Origin of the sequence: Pseudomonas sp. 2VD (assembly GCF_005503585.1) — a bacterium.
In the GTDB taxonomy this organism is placed as follows: domain Bacteria; phylum Pseudomonadota; class Gammaproteobacteria; order Pseudomonadales; family Pseudomonadaceae; genus Pseudomonas; species Pseudomonas aeruginosa.
In genome coordinates this window covers 1-5,008 of sequence record NZ_SCND01000409.1, presented here as the reverse complement: position 1 = coordinate 5,008, position 5,008 = coordinate 1, and the positions used below count along the sequence as shown (strand labels likewise).

The following is a 5,008-nucleotide window of genomic DNA, read 5'->3' as shown; positions in this document are numbered from 1 at the left end:
GTCTTGTGTAGCGTGGCCCGGGCAAGGCGAGACTAGCCAAAGCGCCGGCCCGGCAGAACCGGGCGCGGCGCACAACACTTGTGCCGGAACGGAAGGAGTCGATGGACAAATTGAATGCCTTGGCGATGTTCGTCGCCACTGCCGAAACCGGTAGCTTCAGCCGTGGCGCCGAGCGCCTGGGCAAGACGCCCTCGGCGCTGACCAAGGCCGTCGCCCACCTGGAAGCGGAACTCGGTGCCCGCCTGTTCGAGCGCACCACCCGCAGCCTGGCGCTGACCGAGGCCGGGCAGATCTACCTGGAGGCGGCTCGTCAGTCCCTGGAAACGCTGCGCACGGCGGGGCAGGAGATCGAACTGCTGGAGTCGGAGTTGCGCGGCGAACTGCGTCTCGCCGCGCCGCCGTCGTTCGCCGCGGCGTTCCTCCAGCAGGCCTGCGCCAGCTTCCTCGAGGCGCATCCGAGGATCAGCCTGCGGGTGGACCTCGACGAAACCTTCCTCGATCTCAGTGAAGGCGGCTACGACCTCGGCCTGCGCGACGGCCCCATCGACCTGCCGGGGCTGGTGGCGCGGCCGCTGGCGCCGAACCAGATCGTGCTTTGCGCCAGTCCCGCCTACCTGGCGCGGCAACCCGCGCCGCAAGGCCCGGAGGACTTCGAGCGGCACGCCTGGCTGGTCTTCCAGCACCCTTCGCTGAACCAGAACTTCTGGTGGATGGAACGCGACGGCGCCCGCCAGCGTATCGACCAGCCGCGCCCGCGACTGGCCAGCGACAACTACGACTTCCTGCTCGCCCACCTGCTGGCCGGGCTGGGCCTGCAGTTCTGTCCGCAGTGGAGTGTCGCGCCGCTGCTCGGCGAAGGGCGGCTGGTGCGCCTGCTCGGCGACTACCACTTCGACCCGGGGCCGTTCGGGCCCTCCATCCATGTCCTCTATCCGGGGCACCGGCGCAACACGCGGAAGGTCCGCGCGTTCCTCGAGCACCTGCGCGCCAGCTTGCAGCGACAGGGGCTGTGCCATCGGCTGTAACGCTTCGGTTACGAGTGGAACGAATTCGTTCCGATTGCAGGAAAAACCTTTGCTATCAGGCGTTTGCGCTCTGGTTCGGGAAATGTCCGGCGGGTCTGTAACGAAAGCGTTCCATGGCGGCCCTGTCGCCACGGGGCGTGGCCGCTTGGCACCCTGCTTGCTACGGGCTGCCGCAGAACAAAGTCCCGTCCCGACCGGGCGACCCGCTGACAATGAGGATCCAGCATGAGCAAGTTGCGCTTTACCACCGACCACGAATGGCTGCGCCAGGACGACGACGGGCTGCTGACCGTCGGCATCACCGCCTACGCCCAGGACGCCCTCGGTGACGTGGTATTCGTGCAGTTGCCGGAGCTCGGCGAACACGCCGCCGGCAGTGAAGTGGCGGTGCTGGAGTCGGTCAAGGCCGCCAGCAACATCCTGATGCCGCTGGACGGCGAGGTGGTGGCGATCAACGACGCGCTGCCGGACGCCCCGGAGCTGGTCAACCAGGATCCGCTCGGCGAGGCCTGGTTCTTCCGCTTCCGTCCGGCCGACGCCGGCGCCTGGGAAAAGCTGCTCGACCAGGCCGCCTACGACCGCCTGCTGAACGCCAACGCCGACGCCTGAGGATCCCGTCATGACCGATAACCTGAACCTCGGCGCCATCGACCTGGGCACCGACGACGAATTCATCGCCCGCCATATCGGCCCGCGTGCCGCCGACACCCAGGCCATGCTCCAGCGCCTGGGCTACGACTCGCTGGACACGCTGATCGGCAACGTGATCCCGGACAGCATCAAGGGCAGCAGCGTGCTCGACCTGCCGGCCGGCATGGGCGAGGCCGAGGCGCTGGCCAGCCTGAAGGCGATCGCCGCGCGCAATCGCGCGTTGCGTTCCTTCATCGGCCAGGGCTACTACAACTGCCACACCCCGGCACCGATCCTGCGCAACCTCCTGGAGAACCCGGCCTGGTACACCGCCTACACGCCGTACCAGCCGGAAATCTCCCAGGGCCGCCTGGAGGCGCTGCTGAACTTCCAGACCCTGGTCAGCGACCTCTCCGGCCTGCCGATCGCCAACGCCTCGATGCTCGACGAGGCGACCGCCGCCGCCGAGGCCATGACCTTCTGCAAGCGTCTGTCGAAGAACCGCACCAGCCAGGCATTCTTCGCCTCCCGCCATTGCCACCCGCAGACCCTCGACGTGCTGCGCACCCGTGCCGAGCCGCTGGGCATCGAGGTGGTGGTCGGCGACGAGAGCGCCATCGAAGACTTCTCCGCCTATTTCGGCGCGTTGCTGCAATACCCCACCTGCGACGGTGAGATCGTCGACTATCGCGAACTGGTCAGCCGCTTCCATGCGGTCGATGCGCTGGTCGCGGTGGCCGCCGACCTGCTGGCGCTGACCCTGCTGACCCCGCCGGGCGAGTTCGGCGCCGACGTGGCCATCGGCAGCGCCCAGCGCTTCGGCGTGCCGCTCGGCTTCGGCGGCCCGCACGCGGCCTATTTCGCCACCCGCGACGCCTTCAAGCGGGACATGCCGGGACGCCTGGTCGGCGTCTCCATCGACCGCCACGGCAAGCCGGCCTACCGCCTGGCCATGCAGACCCGCGAGCAGCACATCCGCCGCGAGAAGGCCACCAGCAACATCTGCACCGCCCAGGTGCTGCTGGCCAACATCGCCAGCATGTTCGCCGTCTACCACGGCCCGCAGGGCCTGCTGCGCATCGCCCGGCGCACCCACCGGCTGACCGCGATCCTCGCCGCCGGCCTGGAGCGCCTGGGCGTGGCCGTCGAGCAGAAGCATTTCTTCGACACCCTGAGCCTGGCCACCGGCGCGCGTACCGCGGCGATCCATGCCAAGGCCCGCGCCGCCGGGATCAACCTGCGCGAGATCGATGCCGGCCGTCTCGGCCTGTCGCTCGACGAGACCGTCCGCCAGGCCGATGTGGAGACCCTCTGGGGCCTGCTGGCCGAAGAGGGCCAGGCGCTCCCGGACTTCGCCGCCCTTGCCGCCAGCAGCGGGGACCGCCTGCCGGTCGAGCTGCTGCGCCAGTCGGCGATCCTCAGCCACCCGATCTTCAACCGCCATCACTCGGAAACCGAGCTGATGCGCTACCTGCGCAAGCTGGCGGACAAGGACCTGGCGCTGGACCGCACGATGATCCCGCTGGGCTCCTGCACCATGAAGCTGAACGCCGCCAGCGAGATGATCCCGGTGACCTGGGCCGAATTCGGCAACCTGCACCCGTTCGCCCCGGCCGAGCAGAGCGAAGGCTACCGCCAGCTCACCGACGAACTGGAGGCGATGCTCTGTTCCGCCACCGGCTACGACGCCGTGTCGTTGCAGCCCAACGCCGGCTCCCAGGGCGAGTACGCCGGCCTGCTGGCGATCCGTGCCTACCACCAGAGCCGCGGCGACAGCCAGCGCGACATCTGTCTGATCCCGTCCTCCGCCCACGGTACCAACCCGGCTACCGCCAGCATGGTCGGCATGCGCGTGGTGGTGGTGGCCTGCGACGCGCGCGGCAACGTCGACGTCGAGGACCTGCGCAACAAGGCCAGCGAGCACAAGGAACGCCTGGCCGCGCTGATGATCACCTATCCGTCCACCCATGGCGTGTTCGAGGAAGCGATCCGCGAGATCTGCGCCATCGTCCACGACTGCGGCGGCCAGGTGTACATCGACGGCGCCAACATGAACGCCATGGTCGGCCTGTGCGCCCCGGGCAAGTTCGGTGGCGACGTTTCCCACCTGAACCTGCACAAGACCTTCTGCATCCCCCACGGCGGCGGCGGCCCGGGCGTCGGCCCGATCGGCGTGCGCGCGCACCTGGCGCCGTTCCTCCCCGGCCACGCTCGCGGCGAGCGCAAGGAAGGCGCGGTGAGCGCGGCGCCGTACGGCAGCGCGAGCATCCTGCCGATCACCTGGATGTACATCCGCATGATGGGCGGCGAAGGCCTCAAGCGCGCCTCGGAAATGGCCATCCTCAATGCCAACTACATCGCCCACCGGCTGGAGGAGCACTACCCGGTGCTCTACGCCGGCGGCAACGGCCTGGTCGCCCACGAATGCATCCTCGACCTGCGTCCGCTCAAGGACAGCAGCGGGATCAGCGTCGACGACGTGGCCAAGCGCCTGATGGACTTCGGCTTCCATGCGCCGACCATGTCCTTCCCGGTGGCCGGCACGCTGATGATCGAGCCCACCGAGAGCGAGTCGAAGGCCGAGCTGGACCGCTTCTGCGACGCGATGATCCGCATCCGCGAGGAAATCCGCGCGGTGGAACGCGGCGAGCTGGACAAGGAAGACAACCCGCTGAAGAACGCGCCGCACACCGCCGCCGAACTGCTCGGCGAATGGAACCATGCCTACAGCCGCGAGCAGGCCGCCTATCCGCTGGCCAGCCTGGTGGAGGCCAAGTACTGGCCGCCGGTGGGCCGCGTCGACAACGTCTACGGCGACCGCAACCTGACCTGCTCCTGCCCGCCGATCGAGGCGTACAGCGAGGAGTGACGGACGAGGAGGGCGCCGCCAGCGGCGGCGTCCTCGCGTTTCCGGCGATACCCCTTTCCCGGCGCCGCGCTTGCGTAGCGGCGCCGCGGCCACGCTCGCGCCAGCGAGCGTCCTGACACCGACACGACAAGAGGCCAGCGCCATGTTCAGCAAGCACGACCAGCTCCAGGGCTACGACGACGAACTGCTCGCCGCGATGGACGCCGAAGACCGGCGGCAGGAAGACCACATCGAACTGATCGCCTCGGAGAACTACGCCAGCAAGCGGGTCATGCAGGCGCAGGGCAGCGGCCTGACCAACAAGTATGCCGAGGGCTATCCGGGCAAGCGCTACTACGGCGGCTGCGAACACGTCGACAAGGTCGAGCGGCTGGCCATCGACCGCGCCAGGCAGCTGTTCGGCGCCGACTACGCCAACGTCCAGCCGCATTCCGGTTCCTCGGCCAACGCCGCGGTGTACCTGGCGCTGCTCAACGCCGGCGAC

General features: G+C 68.7%; 3 protein-coding genes and 1 pseudogene. All 4 read left to right on the top strand.

Annotation, left to right across the window (positions count from 1 at the left end; genetic code table 11):
- Positions 1 to 101 precede the first annotated feature (101 nt).
- Entirely contained in the window at positions 102 to 1,025 is a 924-nt protein-coding gene (locus FFS27_RS28420) for a LysR family transcriptional regulator (RefSeq protein WP_003089722.1), read from the top strand.
- A 225-nt stretch (positions 1,026 to 1,250) separates the two neighbouring features.
- Positions 1,251 to 1,634, top strand: a complete 384-nt coding sequence (gcvH, locus tag FFS27_RS28415; RefSeq protein WP_003089718.1) for a glycine cleavage system protein GcvH — start codon at positions 1,251 to 1,253, stop codon at positions 1,632 to 1,634.
- A gap of 10 nt (positions 1,635 to 1,644) precedes the next feature.
- The gene (gene gcvP / locus FFS27_RS28410) at positions 1,645 to 4,524 is read left to right on the top strand and encodes an aminomethyl-transferring glycine dehydrogenase (protein ID WP_003111566.1); all 2,880 of its coding nucleotides are present in this window, start codon (positions 1,645 to 1,647) and stop codon (positions 4,522 to 4,524) included.
- 142 nt (positions 4,525 to 4,666) lie between these two features.
- Positions 4,667 to 5,008: pseudogene (glyA, locus tag FFS27_RS28400) on the top strand (serine hydroxymethyltransferase); the annotation flags it as partial.

What these genes read in the sequence shown, in the direction of transcription:
- FFS27_RS28420 (WP_003089722.1), top strand. Translation starts at nt 102, where the DNA reads ATGGACAAATTGAATGCCTTGGCGATGTTCGTCGCCACTGCCGAAACC.
- gcvH (WP_003089718.1), top strand. Translation starts at nt 1,251, where the DNA reads ATGAGCAAGTTGCGCTTTACCACCGACCACGAATGGCTGCGCCAGGAC.
- gcvP (WP_003111566.1), top strand. Translation starts at nt 1,645, where the DNA reads ATGACCGATAACCTGAACCTCGGCGCCATCGACCTGGGCACCGACGAC.